Consider the following 19,498-nt stretch of genomic DNA (forward strand, 5'->3'; position numbering starts at 1 on the left):
GGCAATGTTTGGTCTAGTGACTCAATCGCTCGATTTGGTGGCATGGAGCTAGAAGTATCGGTACGTTGGGATGTGTTGCCGGACACGGCAATAATTAGACAAAGCTAGAACTAGAAGAAAGGATAACCACATGGGTATCTTCGATAAGGCCAAGGATGCACTGAACTCCGACAAGGGCGAAGAGATCACCGATAAGGGCTTGGACAAGGCAGCTGACGCAGCTAAGGGCAAGCTGGGCGAGGACAAGGCAGACCAGATCGACAAGGCTCGTGAAGCTGCTGATGGTAAGCTCGGCAACGAGTAAATAGCTTTCACCCGCTAGACGGGTGAACAGTTAGTTTTTATTTTGGCCCCCAACCCGTCAGGGTGGGGGCCAAAATGGTATCCCAGTTCAACCCAATGGGCTGCTAAAGGTCTATACCAGTGATATCACCTATTTGTGGGTGAAATGCGCTATAGAATGGGCGGATCCGCCTGAACTTTTGCAGGAAATCGCTAGGATTATTTGCGTGAACAATCTTGAAGGCACCGTCTCCCACGCGGGCTCCGCTAAGCAACGCTTGCTGGAGCAGAGTGCTCGTATCCTGGCCAAGGGTGGGCGCGACGCTTTACAGGTTTGTGCTGTCGCGGAACAAATCGATGTGCCAGTCGATGAAGCTAAGTCCTTTTTTGAAGACGACCACGACCTTTATATTCAAACCAGCCGGTTCTTGGACGAGCGTCTCCGAGTAGCTGCCTACGAGGCACTCGATAAATTGCCGGATGGTGTGACCGCGATTCAGAAACTTCGCGAGTCTGCCAAGGCTTACTTCAACTTAGCTGTTGATAATCCCACCTACTTCGCCGCTTATAACAACTGCGAGACGGCAACGAGTTTTCCCAACTTTGAGGAAGGCATCGAAGAGGCGAAAAGCTTTGATGCCTTTCCGCCCACTTTCCGCTGGATGCTTGAACAGATGCGGGAAGCAGCCATTGCAGCACGCGGCGATTTTGATCACCGTTTGGTAGTGACCCAAGCTCTTACTTTTTTGTCTGAGTTGCAAGGTATCACCCACTTAGCCACGTTCGGCATTATGCGGCATCTTTCGCCGACGGCGAAGAAGCAGACCTTTAATGCTTGCATTGAGACTTTGTTCTCTGGTTTGGAAGTTAGCTTGCGTGACGGGGAGATTGCGCCCTTTGAACCGCGAGCACTCGTTGGCGATCCAGCGGAACCGTTTACTACAGCAGCGAAGGACATGCCAAAGTCTACGATTGAGGAAAAGCGCGCAGCCGTCTTCCGTGGTGCGGCCGAAGAGATTGTCTATAACGGTCTTCCTAGCTTGCATCTCGGCTCTGCTGCCGCACGAGCAGGCGTAGATTTGGCAGATGCGGAGCATCTTTTCGACGGTAATTCTCACCTGCTGCGTTCTTTGGAAGAATCTTTGGATGAAGCCAATACGCTAGCAATCATGCGCCAGAACCAGGCCGTGCCAGAAGGTTCTCACGGACTGGATTATATTAAGGCAACCGGCTTTGGTTATTTGGAGTATGCGCTGGAAGATCCCGTCGGCTTTGTTGCCCTCATTGAGGTCTCTAGCCGCTCGATCGTCCCCGTTTCTTTCGACGAGACCGGCGATACTGAGCAACCATTTGATATGGGCAAGGCATTTACCTTCATCATGAATTTGGTGCGCGATGCCATTGCTGAGTCGAATGGACCACGTTCGCCGTGGATTCTTTTTACCCAGATTGCAGCTTTGTGGGCTTCTATCCACGGCCTTTCGCAGCTAAGTACCGTAGGTGCGTTGCGCTATCACTCGGCCAATTTTTACTTTGGCCTAGCTTCTAAGGTGATGGACATACTCCTTCAGGGCATGGTTAATGTACTTGAGCTTAAAAAGCCCGATTAAGCATCCACAAGCAGCAAGGGGATTTCGGCACTGGGCGTCGCGTTTTCTAAATCCATCCTTGCGTCTGCGCTATGGTTGCTGCCTCAAAGCGATTTCCAGCCGCAGTTTTGGCGATGAGCGAAGATATAATATTGCGCACCGTTCCATTGCTCAGGTGGATCTTGCGGGCGATCTGGTGAGTGCTACTACCTTTCAAGGCGAGAAGTGCGACTTCTTGTTCGCGTGCGTTCAGTGGATTTTCCCGAATGAAAATGGTCTCTTGGGCGAGTGCTGGGTCAATGACCTTAAGCCCGGAGTGCACCCGCCGAATGTCTTCGGCTAGTTTTTCTGGCGGGGTATCTTTGACTACGAACCCGGAAACCCCGGTCTCCAGCGCCCGTTTCACGTAGCCACCGCGGCCGAAGGTAGTGACTATGAGGCTGCGGCAGCCCGTGCCTTGCAGCTCAACGGCGGCATCTAGCCCGTTCTTGCCGGGCATTTCAATATCCAGCAGAGCAACATCGACGCTATGCTTGGCGACGAGCCCCGCAACCTCCACACCCGTTGCGCACTGTGCTACAACGCTAATGTCTGGCTCTGTTTCCAAGAGAGCAACTAGCGCCCCTCGCACCAATGATTGATCCTCAGCAATGAGAACTCGAATGGTTTCAGGCATCGCCTACACCTCCGTCGGTGTTAAGAGGAAGAAAGTCGTTGTCTCCGTCCATAGTAACCAAGGCGAGCGTGCAGTCATTGCGGCGCGCAAAAAGCAGCTGCCCGCCAGCTTTTGTCACGCGGTTGCGCAGACCACTAAGCCCTCCTTGGGGACGGAACAGGCTTTCTTCTGCACCGAATCCGCAGCCATCGTCTGCTACCTGCAGTTGGTGGTCTGTCACTTGGACCCAGCAATGGGTGGCACCGGAGTGCCGGACCACGTTGGTGGTCAATTCGCGCAGAGCCCAGGAAAATTCGGCGTCATAAAGACCAGCGGCCTTGGTAGCCGAAGGCAAATAGGGCGCAATACCCGCGGTTTCGAGCGCCCTCCGGGCGGCGTGGATTTCGCCTTCAAAAGTGGGCATGCGCATCCGAGTCACTGTGGAGCGGACTTCCGCCAGACCTCGGCGAGAAAGCTCACTTACCTCTTGCAGTTCCTGCCTTGCCCGCTGTGGATCCGTATCTATTAGCCGGCGCGCCAGCTCGGACTTAAGATTAATCACGGTAAGAGAGTGCCCCAAGAGATCGTGAACATCGGTAGCAATATCCTCGCGCTGGCGTGCCAGCTCCAATCGGCGTTCTAGCTTTGCGCGACTATCTTGACGCTGGGAAAAGGTGCCGAGCAGCACTAAAAATATTGGCCAAGCGAAAAGGACGATGAGGACCCAGCCGATATTTTTGGGCGTAAGGTACCAAGTGGCAGCAGCCACCACCGCCCCTGTAAGAAGGGTGAACGCTAAGCTGTGGCGCAAAGGAAGGTTAAAGCCGAGCAATGCCGCCAAGTACGGCGCAAAAATGACGGCAATGCTCCCGAAGAAGACAGTCGACAATACCGCGATGGCTGCAAGTGCAAACCAATACAGCCCGATTCGCTGCTCTACCCGCCATCCGCGGGGGTAGTAGCCTCCAGCGCCGAAAGCGAAGAAATAGACAAGACCGAACACTAGAGCGCACGAAAGGGCCCCGATTTGATTAGTAAGGGTCATCCCCGGCGCGGCAAAAGTGGTCCCCAGTCCAGGAATGAGAAAGACTAACCACACACTGGCAAAAAGCGCACTTTTGAGGCTGAACCCGCGGAATGGCTCTCGGAGAGATGACATCAGCGCCGAGCTTTGTCGCGGGAGCGTAGCAGGAGGCACGCGGTCAGGAAGATTGTCGTCCATACCGCGAAGTTTAGCCACGCCATCCACAACGGGTGCGTAATCGTGCCTTCATCCCCGTTGAGGAACTGGCTTCCTTCTGCCAGAGGCCACTGGGCTAGTACAACTGGACCGAAAAGGGGAGTGAAGCGGCCCCACTCCATTAGCGGCTTGGTCAGCGGTGTGAACACATTCGCCGCGAAAAGAAAAAGAACAACAGACGTCGAGGCGATTGCGACGGAGTTGTCGGTGGGCAACGCCATTGCCCACACCAAGCCATAAAAGCCCAAGGGAATGGAAACTAGGAGGCAGGAAATGAAGCTTAAGATCCACTGGTGTGGCTGCATTTCCGCATGTGTAGCGGCGCCAGTCAAATATACTGCCGTAATGGGTAGCAGGGCTTGAAAGCCGATGGATATGAGGTTTGCCCACAGCAGCTGGCGTGAGCGTAATGGAGTAAGCGCTAGTTGGCGTGCCCACCCAGTCTTGGCATCGGTGACGGCGGAGCCGGCGGCTGCAACGGAACCGGCGACGCCACCGTAGAGAGCCATACTGATCATTTCTAAGGCAGCAAAATTTCCTTCTTTAAAGGGGGTATCGCCAAAGTCCATCATGGCGCCGAAGAGGAGATAGAAAAGCACCGGCAAAATGGTGCTGAAAAATATCGGAGTGAAGTTTCGACGCAGGCGCAGCAGGTTATGGGCAGCAAACCGCAGGGTTCGTGCAGTGGTGGTTGCAGATTTTATCGTCATGGGAGATTCCTTGTGCAAAGGTTTACTGGAAGTGGCTGGTTAAGGTTGGGGCGCAGTCATCGTTAAAAATGCGTCCTCTAAGGAGCGATTCCGAATTGTGATGTTGCGCGCCGAGGTGTGGTTAAGGAGGTATCTTGCAAGCGCATCAGAGTCACTGGTTACCATGCGGGCGTAGTCGCCAGACTGGGAAATCTCGGTAGAAATCGGTAGCTCGTCTGTAGAGGGGACTGGCCCTGCGAACTTCGCCTCGACAATGCGCTGGGCCGACTGCTCGCGAAAATCCTGGGCGCTCGCATCCGCACATAGTTTGCCTTCATGAAGGAGAATAATCCTTTGCGCAAAATTGTCCGCCTCCTCCAGATAGTGGGTGGCAAAGACAATAGTTCGTCCCAACTCTGCCTGGCGGCGCATGGTGGTCCAGAACTCGTGGCGAGCATTAGCATCCATTCCTACAGTGGGCTCATCGAGCAAGAGAACGTGGGGATTGCCTAAAAGCGCGAGCGCGAATCGCACACGCTGTTGCTCGCCGCCAGAACATTTGCCCACCTTTCGGTGAAGGATCCGTGTGAGGTCGGCTTGTGCGGCTATATCCCCGACTGGCAGGGGATGTGGAAAGGTGGCGGACATCATCTGCAGGGTGTCCAGGACTGTGAGCTCGGATAGGAGGCCGCCGGTTTGCAATACGGCGCCGATCTCCGAGCCTTGTACGGCAGCTCGCGGCGTGCGGTTAAGGACTGAAATGCTGCCTGTGGTGGGGGTGGTGAGGCCAAGGATGAGGTCAAAGAGGGTGGTTTTGCCGGCACCATTGGTGCCTAAAAGTCCTACGATTTCGCCCTGGGAGATACTAAATGAAACCTCGCTCAGCGCACGGACCGGCTCTGAGCCTCTCGTGGTGAAAGTTTTACTGACTCCGGAAACTTTTATGGCTGGCGTGTGTTTCGCCCTAAGGTCTGTCGTGCTCATACCTAAAAGGTATTCGGGGCCAGCCAGAATGGTGAATAGGATCTGTCATGAAATTTTCATGACAAGTGTCATGGCGCGATAGGCTGGGTGAGTGCTTACTACTCTCGCAGCGGCCGCTGGGCTATTTGTGGCCACCAATATCGATGACATTATAGTTCTATCCCTCTTTTTCGCCCGCGGTGCTGGGCGCAAGGGCACAACTGCCGCGATACTGATGGGCCAGTATCTCGGTTTCCTTGGCATACTGGTGGCCTCTTCCGTTGTCGGATTGGGCTTCAACGCCGTTATACCGACCGATCTCATTCGCTACTTTGGCCTCATCCCGTTGTTGCTGGGCCTGTGGGCGGCGTGGCAAACATTCCGAGGTGAGGATGACGATGAGGATATTTCCGGCAAAAAGCTGAGCACGCTGGCGGTCGCCGGAGTCACTTTTGCCAATGGAGGGGACAATATCGGCGTATACGTGCCCGTTTTTACTACCTCTACGCCGGCCGAAGTAGCAGTTTATTGTGCCGTCTTTCTTGCGCTTGTAGCCCCACTTGTTTTGGCGGCGCGGTTTGTGGCAACTCGGCCAGGAATCGCCGAAGCGCTGGAGAAGTGGGAGAGTGTGCTCTTTCCCGTGGTGCTCATTGCGCTGGGAATCGCGATTTTGTTTGCAGTATAAGAAAAGCCAGCACCGTGTAGGTGCTGGCTGCTTTTTGTCGGGCTAACAGGATTTGAACCTGCGACCCCTACACCCCCAGTGTAGTGCGCTACCAAACTGCGCCATAGCCCGCCGTCGCACTGTGCGACTCATCTAGATTACATCAGTAGGATTCTACTGTGAAATTTGGTGTGTAACCTGCGTTAAAGCTCGTCGGTGGAATACACCCACGTACCGTCGAAGCGGCGGAACGAGGAACGTTCGCGCTGCGAACCGACAGCTGCTCCCTTATAAAACGCCTCAAATTCCACCACGCCGGAACTATCCATAAGGCCGCCGCCTTGGGTATCTAGGATATCGAGGCGGTAGAACCTAATGGGGGAATCTGCCAAGTCGAGGGCCTCAGGTCGAGTGACAGGATCCCACGTGCGCAGCAAGTACTCCTCGTCGCCGGTAACAAAAGCGCTAAACCGGGAGCGCATGAGCGCTTCTGCGGTGGGCGCATTGCTACCGGCATGGTACTTGCCGCAGCACTCGCCGTAGGAAAGGCCGGTGCCACAAGGACAGCGGCGCGAGGAATCATAAGCAGGCATTAGTGTGCGTCCACGATGGTGACGTTGCCTAACATGCGCTCGACATCAGTATCCTTCGCGGCAGAGTGCAAAATTGATACCTCTTCCGCTGAGAGATTACCGGCGAGTTCGATACGGCGCTCGAAGCTGGCAGGGCCGGTTTGGGTGATGCTCACATGGACGTCGTCAAGCGCGAGCTTTTTGCCAGCCTCCTTGATAGCTTGGGTCGACGCCGTGGCGAGGGCGGACATAAGAAGACCCTCGGCGGTAAACCCCTTGCCCTTGCCGCCGTTCTTTTTAGTGCGGTCAGCGCTAAGGCTATGGTCATTGTGGCGCACGACCACGCCGAATTTGGTGCCGGTGGCCGGCTGCGCAACGGCGGCGTCGGTACCTACTTCTTCCGGCGTGTAATCGGCAACGATAAACTGCTCGGCCCACGCCCCAATGAGATCCGCTGCACGCGCGGCCGTACCTTGCTTGGTGAGCAGGTGGTCGGCCTTGTCGAGGGAGACCAAGGACTTGGGGTAGCGCGTGAGGAGGAAGATATTCTGCGCATTATCGATACCCACGGTTTGGTCGATGGGAGAGTGCAACACCATCAAGGGCTTGCGTAGCTTAGGCAGATATTCCTCGGGATTGGTATCTGCCAAGTCCTCCAAGAACTTGCGGGAGATGATGAGCCCGCGGCCGCCGAGGACGACTTCTACTTCACCATTGGCGTCGACCTCGCCAATCTTATCCGCGTAGTGAAGCACGGAGTGGGCTGGATCAAACGGGGCGCCGAGGGTAGCTACCGCTTTGAGGGACTTCATGGTCGTAGCTGCCTTCAAAGCGGCGGCTCCGCCCAGCGAGTGGCCCATGAGCAATTGTGGGGCAGAGTAGTTCTCCGTCAGCCAGGCGGCAGCGGCATGAATATCTTCAACGTTCTGGCTAAAAGTAGTATCGCCAAATTCACCGGCGGACTGGCCAAGGCCGGGAAAATCGAAACGCAAAGTGGCGATGCCGAACTCGGTGAGCTGCTTCGCGGTGCGGGCAGCACCGGGAGTATGGCGGGAGCCGGCGAAGCAATGGGCAAAGATGGCATAGGCGATCGGAGGAGAATCCGGGAAGTCGATGGTTCCAGCCATCTCAGTACCCCGGCTCGAAGGCAGCTTTACATTGACGGATTGCATGAGAACTAGAATAACGGGCCTCTTTCCCGCAATCCATACGAGGTTGACTACAGTCGATAGGAGCAATCCATTTAAGGAGGATGAGTCATGGGCGCGTTTGATTGGTTCTGGAAGGCAATGGGCTCGCAAAGCGAGCGTAATGATAAGAAATCCAAGGCCATCGTGGGTTCAGCAGACGAAGCTGCCCGGACATTGAGCCAGCACGATGACGCAGCTGTGGCCCAGGCCGCGCGCGATGCCGTTCAGTCCGGTGAGATAGTGGACAAGGCGCAGTTCCTCGCGGCCCTGGCAGTGGCCTGCGAACGCACCCTGGGTATGAACCCCTTTAACGTGCAATCACAAGCGGTGCTGCGCCTACTCACCGGAGACGTCATCCAGATGGCCACCGGTGAAGGCAAGACCCTGGTGGGTGCCATGGCTGCCACCGGCTTTGCGCTGACCGGAAAGCGCGTCCATGTAGTTACCGTCAATAACTATCTTGCCGCCCGAGACGCCGAATGGATGCGGCCTGTCGTGGAGTTCTTTGGCTTAAGCGTCGCCTCGGTGACGGAGGGCATGTCACCGAACGAGCGCCGCGTTGCCTACGCGCAGGATATTATCTACGCACCGGTCAACGAGCTGGGCTTTGATTTGTTGCGCGATAATCAAATTACCGACCGCTCCCACACGGTGCAGGCTGCCGGCGACGTTGCCCTCGTGGATGAAGCCGATTCCGTCTTGGTGGATGAGGCGCTTGTGCCCCTAGTGCTGGCCGGTAATCGGCCGGGTGAGGCCCCCACCGGGCACATCACCAATGTGGTTTCCCGCCTGCGCGAGAAGCTGGACTACTCCATCTCTGAGGACGGCCGCACCGTTCAGCTGACCGAGACTGGTGCACGCCGCGTGGAGCAGGAATTGGGCATTGATTCGCTCTATTCGGAGGAGAATATCGGCACCATCTTGGTGAAGGTCAACCTCGCCCTGCATGCCAAGGCCCTGCTTATCCGGGACATCCACTACATCGTGGTCGATGGCAAGCTGCAGCTTATCGACGCCTCCCGGGGCCGCGTTGCCGACCTCCAACGCTGGCCCGACGGACTCCAAGCTGCAGTAGAAGCCAAGGAAGGCCTAGAAGTTTCCGAAGGCGGGCGTATCCTCGACACCATCACGCTACAAGAACTAATGCGGCGTTACCCACTTGTGTGCGGCATGACTGGTACCGCGGTGGAGGCGACCGATCAGCTGCGGCAGTTCTATGATCTTCATGTATCCGTGATCGACCGCAATAAGCCGCTGCAGCGCTTTGACGAGCAAGACCGCATTTTCGCGACAGTCGATGATAAATCCGCCGCCATCGTGGAGGAAATAGCCACCATTCACGCTACGGGTCAGCCCATCCTGGTGGGCACGCAGGATGTAGCCGAGTCGGAAGATCTGGCGGATGCGTTGCGCGAGCGCGGCATCGACGTCAATGTGCTCAACGCTAAAAACGATGAGCAGGAGGCAGAGATCGTGGCCGAGGCCGGCGATATTGGACGCGTTACCGTCTCTACCCAGATGGCCGGACGCGGCACCGATATTAAGTTGGGCGGTGCTAACGAAGCTGACCACGATGACGTAGCGGAGCTGGGAGGCTTGGCGGTTATCGGTACCTCCCGCCACCGCACCGCCCGCTTGGATAACCAATTGCGCGGCCGTGCAGGCCGGCAGGGCGATCCGGGCCTGTCTCTATTCTTCGTCTCCCTTGAAGACGATGTGGTCCAGCAAGGCGGCGACGGCGAGACTGTGCGTGCCCAACCAGCAGAAGACGGGCGCATTGAATCCAAGCGAGTGAGCGATTTCGTGGCCCACTGCCAGCGCGTGACCGAGGGCCAACTACTCGAAATTCATGCCCAGACCTGGAAGTATAACCAGCTCCTGGCGGATCAGCGCATTATTATTGATGAGCGCCGAGCCAAACTACTGGATACTGATCAAGCCTGGCAGGAACTATCCCAGCGCGCCGCAGAGCGCGCAGCAGAGCTCACGGAGGTTCCTGAGGAAGCCCGCATCAAGGCCGCGCGCGAAATCATGCTCTATCACTTGGACTTGGCCTGGGCCGACCACCTGGAGCTTATGGACGATGTGCGCGAGTCCATCCACCTGCGCGCCATCGCACGTGAGACGCCCATCGATGAGTACCACCGCATTGCGGTGAGGGAGTTTAAGGACTTGGCCCAGCGGGCCGTCGACAAGTCTGTGGAGACTTTCCGCACAGTGCTTATCGACGCCGCCGGGGCACACCTCGATGACGCCGGCCTCGCTCGTCCGAGTGCTACATGGACCTACATGGTCTCCGATAACCCCCTTGCCGGCAAGGGAAATTCCGTGCTGAGCGGCATCGGAAACATTTTCCGGTGAAATTATTCCCCGCGAAGGGGTCATGGACTCACATGAGTCGCTAGTATTGTTATAAGTAACTCGTAACTAATCCCCGGAGGTAACAATGAGCGAGAACACCGGAACCCCGGAACCACAGGTAGAGACCACATCTGTATTCCGCGCAGACCTGCTCAAGGAGATGGAAAACGGCGCGAATGGCAATGATGCTACCGCTGCCGGCACCGACAACCTGGCGGAAGGTCAGGCCCTCCTCGTGGTAAAGCGTGGCCCGAATGCGGGTGCCCGCTTCTTGCTGGATCAGGCGACTACTACCGCCGGCCGCCACCCCGAGGCAGACATCTTCCTCGATGACGTTACGGTGTCCCGCCGCCACGCGGAGTTTCGCAAGAATGATGACGGCAAGTTCGAGGTAGTTGATGTGGGATCCCTCAACGGAACCTACGTGAACCGCGAACCCCGCAACTCCCAGGTGCTCGAGGTAGGAGACGAAATCCAGATTGGCAAGTTCCGCCTGGTTTTCATCGCTAACCAGAGCTAATTATTTTCGTAGACTAGCCGCACTTCCTTACAAGGAGGGGCGGTGTCGTCTACTTATGTCACGATAAGAACTTTCAGTACCCCTAAGAGATAGACACAGTGAGCGCAGCAGATTCCTCGGCCGCAGCAGTACGCCGCACCAGCCCTAAAGCTAAGAAGCCAAAGACCATGTCCATTGGCGTGGTTTTGGAGACGCTGAATCAGCAATTCCCTGACGTCACGGTGTCCAAGATTCGCTTCCTCGAATCTGAGGGGCTCATCAGTCCACAGCGCACGGCCTCGGGCTACCGCCGCTTCACCCAGGAGGACGTGGACCGACTGCGGTATATTCTCACCACTCAGCGCGATAACTATACGCCGCTGAAGGTTATCCGCGAGCAGCTAGAAGCCATGGATTCCGGCCAGGTGACCGCCATCGTTTCCGCAGGAAATGCGGAAACCCTGCTCTCGCCGCAGCAGTTTAAGGCCCCTGTGGTCACCCGCCTGACCGATGTAGAGGTGGCTACCCAAGCTAGTGCCAGCGAAGATGATGTAGCCTCCTTGGTTAAATATGGCCTCATCCGCCCGGATGTCGCAGGCTTTTTCAATACCGACGACGTAGCCATTGTCTCGGCCGCGGTGGCGCTTAAGGCATTTGGTTTCGGCTCCCGTGAACTCAAGTCCCTGCGCAATAACGCCCGCCGACAGGCAGACCTGATCTCCCAGGCAGCGGCTCCAGTGGCGCACTCCAACTCCGATACCGCGCATCAGAAGGCGGAGGAAATCTCCCAGCAAATGACCGCGCTCGTGGTGTCCTTGCACGCAACGCTAGTGAAGTCGGATCTGCGCGACGAATACCACTCCTAATACACACGCGCTCCCGTCTTTGTGGGAGAGTGGTAGTTATGAGTGATGTATCCCTAGAGTTCCACGGTATTCACCAGGTCGGCCCCGAAGACGATGTGTGCGCTGTGCTGCGTTGGCCGGAAGAGAACCGGTTGATCCCCGTGTGGATCTCCCCGATTGAAGGCATGCAACTAGCTGCCGCTTTAGACGGACACCAGCCAAACCGTCCCACCTCACACGATCTGATCAGCGAGGTGTTGGAAGGAACCGGCGGGGTAGAGGCGATTGAAATTGCCAATTACCACCAGGGAACCTTCATGGTAGATATCAAGGCCCCGAATGGAGAGGTTTATGATTCTCGGTTAAGCGACGCACTTGCAGTGTCCGAATATTTCAACGTTCCGATTTCAGCCGAAGCAGATCTACTTGCCCAGGTGTCCGTTTATGCCAGCGATTCGGATGTGAAAGAGTACTTCGACCTGGAAATTTCCACCCCCGGCGCCGGCGATGATGTGCAGACCAGCGAAAACAGCGAATCCTCGACCTCGGCATCGGGAAATGCGCAGGCAGATGCAGATTTTGAAGCCATGATGAGGTCTTTGGGTATGGACGAAAAGGATTTCCTTTCGGGGGATGACGACGAAAAAAGTTAATGACACGCGTGTGACTAATGGTGACAATGGGGTTTGAGAAGTCTAAAGTTGTACTTGACAGTTGAGCAAGCAGCGCTTGACGGGCGTATTCGCTTGGCTTTTAATTGATCTTTAGAACTTCCAACAAACCCCATTGGAGTAATTACGTGAGCAATAACGAGGACTCCCAGTCCGAAACCACCTACGTGCAGGAATCGCTTTTCGACGTCGGACCCGACGAAGAGGTGGGCTACCGCGTTCCCATCGCTTGCCAGGTAGCCGGCATCACCTACCGCCAGCTGGACTATTGGGCTCGCACCAACCTGGTCAACCCTTCCATCCGCACGGCGCGCGGCTCCGGCTCCCAGCGCCTGTACTCCTTCAAGGATGTGCTGGTACTCAAGATCGTGAAGCGCCTGCTGGATACCGGCATCTCCCTGCAGAATATCCGTTTGGCAGTTGAATCCCTGCGCGATCGTGGCGTAAATGACCTGGCAAAGCTGACCCTTGTCTCCGATGGCACCACCGTGTACGAGTGCCGTTCCAACGATGAGGTCATTGACTTGCTCGCTGGCGGCCAGGGCGTCTTTGGCATTGCGGTTCCGGGCATCTTGAAGGAGCTGTCCGGCACCATTTCTTCCTTCCCTTCGGAGCGCATCGATGACTTCGCCGAGGACAACGTGGTCGGCCTCGACGAGTTGGCTGCTCGTCGCAAGCGCAAGAGCTCCTAAGCTCGACCACATAGAATCCACCCTCCTTCCCAGCTCACGGGGAAGAAGGGTGGATTTTTGATCTCTATCGTCTTGAGACAACAATGCAAGACAGTCCTTTTCCGCGCTGTGTGGCTCGCGGGATCGAGGTCGAGCTCTGCCTTAGAACCCGTGCCGGCCTTGAGCTTAAATTGGGTGGAGTGCCCGTGGGTGGGCTGTGTATGAGAGCTCTAGTCTTTTTAAGGGCAAAAAATTAAAGCACCGCACGAGACTTCGTACGGTGCTGGGAAAAATCGGTTCCTCGTTAAATGCCGACGGCCTTGTTGATTGCTCCCGAAAGCTGGGTCTCATCGGTGGAATCAACGGAAGTGAAGCTATCAGCCGCGGACTTCAGTGCGGCATCGACATTGCCTTCACCGACATGAACGACGCTGAGAGAAACGTCCTTGGAGGCGGCGTCGTCAAGAGCGGACGTGAATTGAGCATCATCCATGTCTTGCTCGGTGCCAGTAGTTACGACGAGCACGCGTGCCTTATCGCCGCTGCCTGCAGCTTGGTCGGCGGCATTGGCTACTGCCGCTACCACTGCGCTGCGCGTTTGCGGAACACCGCCAGTTCCAAAGCCACTGAGCGTGCCGGATACAGCGTTGCCATCGCCAAAGCCCAGGTTTTGTCGGAACCCAACCGTGGCGGTTTCAGAGATAGGAGAGGAGTAGTTCCACAAAGAAACTGCTCCGCCGTCAGCGGCTAGGTCAGAAGCAGTGGTGCCCAAGGCTTTGGATACAGGGCCGTACATCGGCGCCATGGCCGTAGAGGTATCCAAGAGCAGGAGCGTATTTGCCGCCATCGTCACATCGGGCTTGGGAGCTGCTGCGGAACTCGTCGCTGGAGCGGAGCTCTTCGAGGAAGAAGAGCTCGTGGGCGCATCGGACGTGGAAGCACTGGAAGCAGCTGCCGTGCTGGTTTCCGGTGCAGCCTCGGTGCTGGTTTCCACTGCGGCGGGTGCGGCGGAGTCTTCGCCGTCGTCGTTGCCCGCGCCGCGTAAAAGGAAGGTAACCAGGGCGATTATGGCCAGCAGCGCGATAATAGCCACCGCAATAACCCATCCCGCTACTGCGAAGCTATTTTTCCCGTTTGAATGCCGTGCCATGTGGTGTTTTCCTCCCAAGCAAACTGCCGTTGTTAGTGGCTCATTCTAGCGGGGCAAGTGCCTGATCTATCACAGCGACAAGCCGTTCTCGCAGTGGTTCAGCTTTGTGCGCCAGCGTTCTTTGCCTCGAGACGTATTCGGCCTTGCCCTCAGGTGTTTCGATGGGCACGACGCCAAGTCCCCAATCACGGCAGTCATAAGGGGACGCCTCCATGTCAAGGATGCGCGCTTCAATCGCCAGATCCAGGCACTCAAGGAAAAGTTCGCCTGGAACCAGTGGTCCCAGCTTCCAGGCCCACTTATATAAATCCATTGTGACGTGTACGCAGCCTGCCTGGTCATTGTCGGGCTGATCCTCACGATGCAGGACAGTGAGGTTAAGAGGGCGAGCGGGAGGAGTAAAGAACCGGAAGGCATCATAATGAGAACACTTAATTGAGTGCTCATCGACAACCCGATTGGTCCCGTCCGCACCAAGCCGCAAGGGCAGCGAATGTCGCGGGGAATCCGTGTGGTAGACCATTGCCCATTCATGCAGACCGAAGCAGTCAAAGTGGGCCGGATTGGTAGCGGAACGCCGAAGCAGATTAGAAATATACCGAACCGAGTCACCACGACGCTCTAGAAAGCTGCCGATGTCGACGGTGATGCCGTCTGAGGTGGCGTGGTAATCCCGCCATTCGGCATGCGGAGGAGTGCCCGTTAGCGCAGTTCCTACACCTGGGTGCCAGCGCTTTAGGTGAGAAGGGCGTACGGGGTAGTACTCAAAGAGAAAATCGAAAACAGGGTGGTAGCTGCCAGGATGTCGGAAGCGCTCCAAGCGGTCGGTGGCTTGCTTTTCGTGTTCATGCTGTTGAGCACTCCATTCCTCAGGGCTCAAGATACGCATGAGAGTTAACCTCCTTGACTTAGCGGCGTCGGCGGCGGGCGACTTTGCCGCCTGAGCGACGGCGTTGGAAATTGGATTTCTTGACAGATTTCGCTGGTTTCTGGGGTACGGCCTGCCCGGGCGGGGGAAGGGCAGGGCCATTGGGCTTGCGAGCACCCGTAATCTCCTTAAGTACCGGCGCACCTGCAGGATTGTCACGGTGAGAAATATCGTGCTCCGTAGCTGTGACCCCGGCTTTCTTAATTAGAGCGTCTACTTCTTTGCGTTGTTCATCCATGACCAAAGTGATCACGGTACCCGCAGCACCGCCGCGTGCCGTGCGGCCGGCGCGATGGAGATAGGCTTTGTGCTCCGCGGGCGGGTCGGCGTGAACAACGAGTGAAACGTCTGCAATATCGATACCGCGGGCGGCAATATCGGTGGCGACCAAGACTGGAATGCTGCCATCGGCGAAGCCTTCGATTGCGCGGGTACGCGCGCCTTGGCCTTTATCGCCATGCAATGGATAAGCGTTGATGCCGGAGCGACGCAATTTCTTGACCTGCCTGTCCACGCCGTGCTTCGTACGCATGAACATGATGGTTTTGCCTTGGCGGGCAGCAATGCGCAGCACCACCTCGTTGCGGGCGGTCCGCTCGCCGACGAAAAAGAGGTGATGGGACATGGAATCCACTGCAGCTTGCACCGGGGCAGTGGAGTGGACCACTGGGTCATGGAGGAACTGCTCCACCAGTTTGTTGACGTCGCCGTCAAGCGTCGCCGAAAACAGCAAGCGCTGGCCTTGAACCGGAGTTAGGCGCAGAAGCTTGCGTACTTGGGGCAAAAAGCCCATATCGGCCATCTGGTCGGCTTCATCCAGCGCAGTGATCTGGACCGCATCCAAATGCAGCTTGCCCTGATCAATTAGATCCTGGGCACGGCCAGGGGTAGCGACAAGAACATCAACGGGGCGGGCGAGGGAGCGGATATGGTGATTAATATTTACCCCACCCACGACGGCAAGCACTCTTAAGCCCAGCGTTGCCGCAGGTTCGTCAAGGCGCTGGTGAATCTGAGTAGCCAACTCGCGGGTCGGGGCGAGGATAAGCGCACGGGGATGAGCAGGCTTGGAAGCACCAGTTCCGGCAAGGCGGGCGAGCATGGGCAAGCCAAAAGTATAGGTCTTACCCGACCCGGTAGGGCCGCGGCCGAGTACGTCTTTGCCTGCAAGGGCGTCGGGAATCGCGGCTTTTTGAATAGGAAACGGTTCCGTAATGCCTTCGTTGTGCAGAACGTGTACTAGGCGCTGGGGAAGGCCGAGATCGGCAAAGGTAGTCATCGCTTTCCCATCCTATCGGCAGCGCGGCGGATCGCCGCATTCCATGAGAAAGACCTGCTTGGAAAAGGCGAAAGGGCCCCGAAGGGCCCCAATCAAGTCAATGCGAATCTAGTCGGTCTGGGTCAGGCTGCGGTCACCGGACCACTCAATGTGGAAGGTGCCCGGCTTGTCGGTGCGCTTGAAAGTGTGGGCGCCGAAGAAATCTCGCTGGCCCTGGATGAGAGCGGCCGGCAGGCGCTCGGCACGCAGGCTGTCGTAGTAAGAGAGGGAGGACGCAAAGACCGGTGCCGGAAGTCCCAGCTGGGTAGCGGCGACGACCACGCGGCGCCAAGGGTCGATGAGGTCTTCCAGCTCGCCCTTGAAGTAGGGGTCGAGAATGAGGGCGGGCAGGTCCGCATTATTGTCGTAGGCTGCGCGGATGCGATCCAAGAACTTGGCGCGGATGATGCAGCCGCCGCGCCAGATGGTTGCTAGATCGCGCGGGTCAACGTCCCAACCGAATTCTTCGGACCCAGCCTTAATCTCGTCAAAGCCCTGGGAGTAGGCAATGAGCTTGGCGGCATAAAGCGCGCGGCGCACATCCTCGATGAAATCTGCCTTGTCCACGTCCAGCGCCTTGATGGTGCCGGCGGGAAGCTGGCCTTCTTGGGCGGCGCTGCGCTGCGCGGTGGAGGAGGACAGCGCGCGGGCGAAGACGGATTCGGCAATACCGGTAATCGGAACGCCGAGCTCTAGGCCGTTGATGGCGGTCCAGCGGCCGGTGCCCTTCTGGCCGGCAGCGTCCACGATGACGTCGACAAGCGGGGCGCCAGTCTCCGGATCCTTTTGGGCCAGAACCTCGGCGGTGATTTCAATGAGGTAGGAATCAAGGTCGCCGGAATTCCATTCGCGGAATACCTCTGCGATTTCGGCCGGTTCCATGCCCGCGCCATAGCGCAGCAGCTGATAAGCCTCGCCGATGACCTGCATATCGGCGTACTCGATGCCATTGTGGACCATCTTGACAAAGTGGCCGGCGCCGTCTGGACCAATGTGGGTTACACACGGGGTGCCGTCCACATTCGCAGCGATGGACTCAAGAATCGGGCCGAGGGTCTCCCACGACTCCTTGGGGCCGCCGGGCATGATGGCCGGACCGTTGAGCGCGCCCTCCTCGCCGCCGGAGATTCCGGCGCCGACGAAGTGCTTGCCGCGGGCGGCTACGTCCTTCTCGCGGCGAATGGTGTCAGTGAACAAAGCATTGCCGCCGTCGATGATGATATCGCCCTCATCCATGGCCTCGGCCAGCTGATCGATGACGGCATCGGTGGCCTTGCCAGCCTTGACCATGATGATTGCCTTGCGCGGGCGCTCCAAGGAAGCCACAAAGTCCTCGATGGTTTCCGAGGGCACGAAGTTGCCTTCCTCACCGTGGGCCTTAATGAGCGCATGAGTCTTTTCAGGGCTGCGGTTATACACCGCTACGGTATTGCCGTTGCGGGCAAAGTTACGGGCCAAATTAGAGCCCATGACCGCCAATCCCACGACGCCAATCTGAGCAAGTTCATTCTTTTCAATCATGCTGCCTATCCTACGTCACTAGGATGCGAGGCTGGCATCAATGGCTAGGCTGGTGGACTATGTCGGATACGCAGAAACTCAATGACTTGCTCCACCTCGCGCACACGCGAGTGCTCAATGCAGAAGAACTGGAGTCTCTCAACGCCTTAAACGGCGGCCTTGCGGAATTGCTAGGACTGCAGTTCACCCACGTGGGCCCGCGCGAGGCCCGTGCGAAACTGCAGGTGCGGCCGGAGCATCACCAACCCTGGGGAGTAGCCAACGGTGGGTTGTATTGCTCCATCGCAGAAACCGTGGCCTCCATTGCCAGCGTTGCGGCTGCCGACGCCCCCGCAGTCGGCGTCAATAACTCCAGCGACTTCATTTGCTCCACAGGAAAGGGCGAGTTAGAAGCCGTGGCTACGCCCGTGCAGCTAGGCGGCCGCACCCACGTGTGGAGCGTCGAGATGCGGCAAGGCCGCGAGCTTATCGCCCGCACCACCTTGCGCACTATGATTCTGCGCTAGTCCACCCGAGCGGCGGTAAAAGACATGCCGTGGGAGTTTAGCCGCTCAAGATAGGGCTTTCCAAGCCCGGTGGCCGGGGTGAGTACGCCGCCTGCACGGCCGGCATTAGAGCGCGACTCGAGCAAGCAGAGCGCAGCCTGGCTCAGCATCATTGCGGTGACTTCATATCCTGGGTCACCCTCGGCAGAAACAGTTGCCCGCCAGCGTTGGCCATCTTCGGTAATGCCGTGGTAGCTGACCTGGAAATGTGCACCGCTAGGTCCGGGGGTGGGCAGGACCTTTTCCACCAGTGGGCGCAGGCGCGACTGAGTGCCATCAAAAAGTAGCTTGGTGGCGAGCGCCAGCCCATAGGCGCGGGCGCGCCCGGGAAGACCGGTGCCAGCCCACCATGCTTCCTTGTAAAACAGGCGTGTGCCCCACGCGCGCCCCAGCAGAGCGTTAGAGCGGCGCACCACGCGGGTATTGAACATGGACATGAAAAAGGGGCCTACCCAGCCCACGCCGTCGACTTCTTTGATTTCGAAGTCATTCTGGAGGCCGTCTAAGCGTGGACCGGCCTTGGGGTCCGGGTCCAGTGAGTAAGGATTGTGCAGGTTGCGGGCTACCTCTTTATCCGCGTGCGCGGCATGCGAGACCTGCAGGGAAGACTCGATGGTGCCCGGTGAGATTCCGCCTTTGAGCTTGTCGACGACCATCTGCACCCGTGCAAACGGCTTTCCTGCCGCCTGGTAGAGATTGAGCATGCCAATATCCGAGGGAACGGAATCAAAACCGCAGGAGTGGACGATGCGCGCACCCGTGGATTGGGCGGTGGCGTGGTGAGAATCGATGCTGCGGCGAATAAAGGGAACCTCGCCGCATAGGTCAACATAGTCCACGCCATGGCGCGCGCAAGCGGCAACGACGTGGCCGCCATACAGGCTATAGGGACCGACCACAGTGATGAGCACCTTGGTACCTTTCACCATGCGCTCCACAGCGTCAGCATCATCGGCGGCGGCGATGGCGATGTCCCAGTGCGGATTGAGTTCATCGCGCAGCGCGGCGAGCACCGGTCGGTTCCGGCCGGCCAGAGTCACAGAGGGCGCGTTAATCGAGGCAAGGTAGCGCGCCACCAATTGGCCGACCAGCCCGGTAGCGCCGTAAACAGTGATATCGCTCATAGTGCACGAGCGTACCGGAGG

20 protein-coding genes and 1 tRNA gene are annotated in these 19,498 nt (G+C 57.5%); 9 read left to right on the forward strand and 12 right to left on the reverse strand.

What is annotated here, in order from left to right:
* Positions 1 to 130 precede the first annotated feature (130 nt).
* Together CORTU0001_RS11560 and CORTU0001_RS09770 are read left to right on the forward strand one after the other, a co-directional pair.
* Entirely contained in the window at positions 131 to 304 is a 174-nt protein-coding gene (locus CORTU0001_RS11560) for an antitoxin (protein ID WP_005329525.1), read from the forward strand.
* Between the two features lie 205 nt (positions 305 to 509).
* The gene (locus CORTU0001_RS09770) at positions 510 to 1,892 is read left to right on the forward strand and encodes a hypothetical protein (protein WP_005329528.1); all 1,383 of its coding nucleotides are present in this window, start codon (positions 510 to 512) and stop codon (positions 1,890 to 1,892) included.
* A 46-nt stretch (positions 1,893 to 1,938) separates the two neighbouring features.
* Here CORTU0001_RS09770 and CORTU0001_RS09775 read toward each other — a convergent pair whose 3' ends face one another.
* Genes CORTU0001_RS09775 through CORTU0001_RS09790 form a run of 4 tightly spaced genes read right to left on the reverse strand, consistent with a single transcriptional unit; the run spans position 1,939 to position 5,439 of the window.
* Positions 1,939 to 2,547 carry a response regulator transcription factor gene (locus tag CORTU0001_RS09775; RefSeq protein ID WP_005329531.1) on the reverse strand — a complete coding sequence of 203 codons (609 nt, stop codon included), beginning with the start codon at positions 2,545 to 2,547 and terminating at the stop codon, positions 1,939 to 1,941.
* Entirely contained in the window at positions 2,540 to 3,748 is a 1,209-nt protein-coding gene (locus CORTU0001_RS09780; RefSeq protein ID WP_244262113.1) for a sensor histidine kinase, read from the reverse strand. Before CORTU0001_RS09780 ends, CORTU0001_RS09775 begins: the two co-directional genes overlap by 8 nt.
* Positions 3,685 to 4,476, reverse strand: a complete 792-nt coding sequence (locus tag CORTU0001_RS09785) for a hypothetical protein (protein ID WP_005329537.1) — start codon at positions 4,474 to 4,476, stop codon at positions 3,685 to 3,687. The genes CORTU0001_RS09780 and CORTU0001_RS09785 overlap by 64 nt, the downstream gene beginning before the upstream one ends.
* Positions 4,477 to 4,515: 39 nt before the next feature.
* On the reverse strand, positions 4,516 to 5,439 hold the full coding sequence (locus CORTU0001_RS09790; RefSeq protein WP_005329540.1) for an ABC transporter ATP-binding protein: 924 nt from the start codon (positions 5,437 to 5,439) through the stop codon (positions 4,516 to 4,518).
* Between the two features lie 91 nt (positions 5,440 to 5,530).
* Between CORTU0001_RS09790 and CORTU0001_RS09795 the strand changes: the two genes are divergently transcribed.
* Positions 5,531 to 6,103: a cadmium resistance transporter gene (locus CORTU0001_RS09795; protein ID WP_005329542.1), complete on the forward strand. Its 573-nt coding sequence runs from the start codon at positions 5,531 to 5,533 to the stop codon at positions 6,101 to 6,103.
* Between the two features lie 37 nt (positions 6,104 to 6,140).
* Here CORTU0001_RS09795 and CORTU0001_RS09800 read toward each other — a convergent pair.
* The 3 genes from CORTU0001_RS09800 to CORTU0001_RS09810 form a co-directional block, all read right to left on the reverse strand.
* Positions 6,141 to 6,214 (reverse strand) — tRNA-Pro (locus CORTU0001_RS09800).
* A gap of 71 nt (positions 6,215 to 6,285) precedes the next feature.
* Positions 6,286 to 6,675, reverse strand: a complete 390-nt coding sequence (locus CORTU0001_RS09805; RefSeq protein WP_005329544.1) for a YchJ family protein — start codon at positions 6,673 to 6,675, stop codon at positions 6,286 to 6,288.
* Entirely contained in the window at positions 6,675 to 7,826 is a 1,152-nt protein-coding gene (locus CORTU0001_RS09810) for a bifunctional alpha/beta hydrolase/OsmC family protein (RefSeq protein ID WP_034668714.1), read from the reverse strand. Before CORTU0001_RS09810 ends, CORTU0001_RS09805 begins: the two co-directional genes overlap by 1 nt.
* A gap of 87 nt (positions 7,827 to 7,913) precedes the next feature.
* On the opposite strand from CORTU0001_RS09810, the gene secA2 reads away from it, so the two are divergent.
* From secA2 to CORTU0001_RS09835, 5 genes are all read left to right on the forward strand, one after another.
* Positions 7,914 to 10,205 (forward strand): accessory Sec system translocase SecA2, encoded by a 2,292-nt coding sequence (secA2, locus tag CORTU0001_RS09815; RefSeq protein WP_005329548.1) that lies wholly within the window; start codon positions 7,914 to 7,916, stop codon positions 10,203 to 10,205.
* An 85-nt stretch (positions 10,206 to 10,290) separates the two neighbouring features.
* Complete coding sequence (gene odhI, locus CORTU0001_RS09820; protein WP_005324732.1) at positions 10,291 to 10,725, forward strand: oxoglutarate dehydrogenase inhibitor Odhl; 435 nt, start codon at positions 10,291 to 10,293, stop codon at positions 10,723 to 10,725.
* 98 nt (positions 10,726 to 10,823) lie between these two features.
* Positions 10,824 to 11,570: a transcriptional regulator FtsR gene (gene ftsR, locus CORTU0001_RS09825; RefSeq protein ID WP_005329550.1), complete on the forward strand. Its 747-nt coding sequence runs from the start codon at positions 10,824 to 10,826 to the stop codon at positions 11,568 to 11,570.
* 38 nt (positions 11,571 to 11,608) lie between these two features.
* Entirely contained in the window at positions 11,609 to 12,202 is a 594-nt protein-coding gene (locus CORTU0001_RS09830) for a bifunctional nuclease family protein (protein WP_005329551.1), read from the forward strand.
* Between the two features lie 146 nt (positions 12,203 to 12,348).
* Positions 12,349 to 12,912 (forward strand): MerR family transcriptional regulator, encoded by a 564-nt coding sequence (locus tag CORTU0001_RS09835; protein WP_005329565.1) that lies wholly within the window; start codon positions 12,349 to 12,351, stop codon positions 12,910 to 12,912.
* Positions 12,913 to 13,195: 283 nt separating this feature from the next.
* Here CORTU0001_RS09835 and CORTU0001_RS09840 read toward each other — a convergent pair whose 3' ends face one another.
* The 4 genes from CORTU0001_RS09840 to gndA all read right to left on the reverse strand — a co-directional run bounded on the left by CORTU0001_RS09840 (position 13,196) and on the right by gndA (position 17,808).
* On the reverse strand, positions 13,196 to 14,041 hold the full coding sequence (locus CORTU0001_RS09840) for a hypothetical protein (RefSeq protein WP_005329568.1): 846 nt from the start codon (positions 14,039 to 14,041) through the stop codon (positions 13,196 to 13,198).
* A 40-nt stretch (positions 14,042 to 14,081) separates the two neighbouring features.
* Entirely contained in the window at positions 14,082 to 14,930 is an 849-nt protein-coding gene (locus CORTU0001_RS09845; protein WP_005329571.1) for a hypothetical protein, read from the reverse strand.
* Between the two features lie 19 nt (positions 14,931 to 14,949).
* Positions 14,950 to 16,248, reverse strand: coding sequence for a DEAD/DEAH box helicase (locus CORTU0001_RS09850; RefSeq protein ID WP_005329572.1), 1,299 nt, complete (start codon positions 16,246 to 16,248; stop codon positions 14,950 to 14,952).
* 108 nt (positions 16,249 to 16,356) lie between these two features.
* Positions 16,357 to 17,808, reverse strand: a complete 1,452-nt coding sequence (gndA, locus tag CORTU0001_RS09855; RefSeq protein WP_005329574.1) for an NADP-dependent phosphogluconate dehydrogenase — start codon at positions 17,806 to 17,808, stop codon at positions 16,357 to 16,359.
* 59 nt (positions 17,809 to 17,867) lie between these two features.
* On the opposite strand from gndA, the gene CORTU0001_RS09860 reads away from it, so the two are divergent.
* The gene (locus tag CORTU0001_RS09860) at positions 17,868 to 18,314 is read left to right on the forward strand and encodes a PaaI family thioesterase (protein ID WP_005329576.1); all 447 of its coding nucleotides are present in this window, start codon (positions 17,868 to 17,870) and stop codon (positions 18,312 to 18,314) included.
* On the opposite strand, the gene CORTU0001_RS09865 is transcribed toward CORTU0001_RS09860, so the two are convergent.
* On the reverse strand, positions 18,311 to 19,477 hold the full coding sequence (locus tag CORTU0001_RS09865; protein ID WP_005329586.1) for a saccharopine dehydrogenase family protein: 1,167 nt from the start codon (positions 19,475 to 19,477) through the stop codon (positions 18,311 to 18,313). The genes CORTU0001_RS09860 and CORTU0001_RS09865 overlap by 4 nt on opposite strands.
* Positions 19,478 to 19,498: the final 21 nt, after the last annotated feature.

The organism is Corynebacterium tuberculostearicum SK141 (genome assembly GCF_000175635.1).
Lineage (GTDB): Bacteria > Actinomycetota > Actinomycetes > Mycobacteriales > Mycobacteriaceae > Corynebacterium > Corynebacterium tuberculostearicum_C.